The sequence below is a fragment of the Streptomyces sp. NPDC002884 genome (genome assembly GCF_040295245.1).
GTDB lineage: Bacteria > Actinomycetota > Actinomycetes > Streptomycetales > Streptomycetaceae > Streptomyces.
This window is the reverse complement of sequence record NZ_JBEOVB010000096.1, coordinates 1-2,441: the sequence shown is the minus strand read 5'-3', so window position 1 is coordinate 2,441 and position 2,441 is coordinate 1. Positions and strand designations below refer to the sequence as shown.

2 protein-coding genes are annotated in these 2,441 nt (G+C 67.1%); one reads left to right on the top strand and one right to left on the bottom strand.

Annotated elements, in window-relative coordinates; translation table 11 throughout:
• Positions 1–543: 543 nt before the first annotated feature.
• A complete protein-coding gene (locus ABT070_RS46110; protein ID WP_351769347.1) occupies positions 544–969 on the bottom strand; it encodes a hypothetical protein in 426 nt (141 codons plus the stop codon).
• Between the two features lie 872 nt (positions 970–1,841).
• Here ABT070_RS46110 and ABT070_RS46105 point away from each other — a divergent pair.
• The gene (locus ABT070_RS46105; RefSeq protein WP_351769346.1) at positions 1,842–2,237 is read left to right on the top strand and encodes a hypothetical protein; all 396 of its coding nucleotides are present in this window, start codon (positions 1,842–1,844) and stop codon (positions 2,235–2,237) included.
• Positions 2,238–2,441: the final 204 nt, after the last annotated feature.

Sequence of the window (2,441 nt, the reverse complement as noted above, 5' to 3'; positions counted from 1 at the left end):
GGCCGCGCCTGGCGCCGCAAGGCCCCGGTGGAGTCGCTCATGCCGCTGCGGCTGGCCCGTTACGGCGTCCCGCTGGCGGAGACCGCCCCGGCGGGCCTGGCGGCGGCAGGCATTCAACCCACGCCGCCGCCCCTGACACCAGCACATCAGCAGGAATCGGCATCGGTCGGCCCGGCCAACGCAGGTGGCGTCCCGGCCGCTGACACGACCCCGGTGCTGCAGCAGGAACAGGCTGCGCCCGCGTTGGCTAGCCCGGGCATTGAGGCCGCTGAACACACCCCTCGGCCTCCCGCACGAAACGGAGCCGCCACGCACCATAAGCCCGCTGAGGCCAGCGCAGCGGCGCCTCACCCGGCAGTACCGGCGCCACTCGCTGAACCCCACCCACCACAAAGCTCACGCAAGGACAGCGCGGAACCAATCCGCCGAGTCGCCCCCATTTCCCCGGATTGGAGCACCGCTACCGGAACCGCTGCGAGCGCCCAGCCCGTTCTGTCGCCCCCAGACCACTACGCCATAGCCACCACCCCCAGCAGCGCGCACCTACCGGAAGGACAACCCGCCGAGCGCCCTCGCCCCTCTCCCTCTCCCTCTCCCTCTCCTAGGCCACAGCCCACCACCGTCGACCGCTACTACCAGGTCTGGGCCGACTTCCACCACCGACACCGCCACTACCCGGACGCGGCCGAACTCTCCACCCACCTGGCTGAACACGGCGTCCTTGACCGCAATCAACACCCCATCAAACCGAAATCCCTCTCCCGCTATCTCCTCCAATTCCACCTCTACACCGCATGGGCCCAACACCGCGCCACCACCCACACTCCTGACCTCCACCGCATCACCCAAGCACTCACCCACCAAGGCATCACCGCCCAATACAACAGACCCCTCGGTTTCCATCACTTCACCCCCCACCTCCGCGCCTTCGAACGACGCTGGCAAACCCTCAACCCCGACGACACCCACACACCTGATCCACAATCCATAGACTTCCTTGTGCCTGACGACGACGGAGAAGCCATCCCGAGCGATCTACCGAACGCTGGTGCAGGCTCTTCGTAGCTCAGGTGCAGCCCTTCACTTCGCGGTCAGAGACTGCCGGGGGCTGAGACGTTGCCCAGGGGCCCATCACAAAAAGGGTGCAACTGGGGGCTGTCAGTTTTCGAGGTCGTCTGCACGGATTCCCACGCTCAGCTGCACTCCTGTCCGGGCGTGGCGAGACGTGCGCCGAGGAACGAACTGCGGCAGCGAGGCCATCACCCGCAAGACTCTGGAGACCATCGAGGTCGACCAGACCGCCGAGGACGCCCGCCAGGAACACCGCCGCAGTCGGCGACCCCGCCGTCGGAGGCCGGATGCCGACGCAGCCTGACCAACTTCACCGGCTGCCCGTCGCTCTCGGCCCCGTCCACGACGAGACTCTCGGTTCCTATCTCCACGCCTGGCCGTCGCCAACAACCGTCCCGCGGGCTTCCTCGCCCGTCTCCTGGGCCCACTGCCGCCGGAGTTCTCCCCGCTCAGCAACACCACCGCCGGCTGGAATCCTCACTCACCCGGCCGTCTGGCCACACTCTCCGGGCGCCCGACGCCCCACCTCGCCAGGGCACTGCCTGCACTCGCCGACTTCCTCAGCCCACACCGGCCCGGTCAGCTAACGGGACAGCTGATCAGCCGCCTCTGCCGCTGCTGCACAGCCCGCCGCAGCCCCACCGCTTCCGTGGTCGTCACCATCTCGCCCGCCCACGTCCACCTTTGCCCGCGGCATCAGCCCTGGACCCGCTCCACTCACGACATTCCGCTCATCGCCCTGCCCGAAGTCATCGAAGCCCAGCATCGACTTGATCAACTCAACCCGCCGGCACCGACAGACCGGACGAGCCCTCGACCTGGCGCAGAAAATCGTCGAGGGCTGGTCCGCCTCCGGAATCCCGATCGACCTCGGAGAGGAGTGGACCGATCGTCTTGACCGAGTCGAAGCTCTCGCCGTCAGCAAGAAGATCTCGGCTGAGCATCGCAGTCACCTCGCGGCGTTCCCCGAGATCGTGGTGCTGAAGAACCTGATCCTGGACCCGCCCACATCCGCCCTCGACCCCAAGGCGCTCTACCTGGCAACGGCCGCCGAACTGAGCCGACGATTGGCTCGGCTCTACACCACCCTCGGAACCCAGGACCCCCTCTACCGGAGATTCTGTCTCCACCGAGATCGCAACTTCCGCGAAAGCCAGGTCGCCTGAGAACCCCGGCCCGCCGTCTTCTCAAACAACCTGGCACCCCAGCAGGTCAACGGCTCCTTCCTGACACATGCACTTCGACAGGACAACTCTCACTTCGCCCGAACCTGATGAAACGGGCGCAATGACGGCGTCAGGTCCGCGAACGAAGTCGGCCACGCGACGTCGTCGATCGCGAGCCACGGCGCAGTGGCTACGACGGTGGGC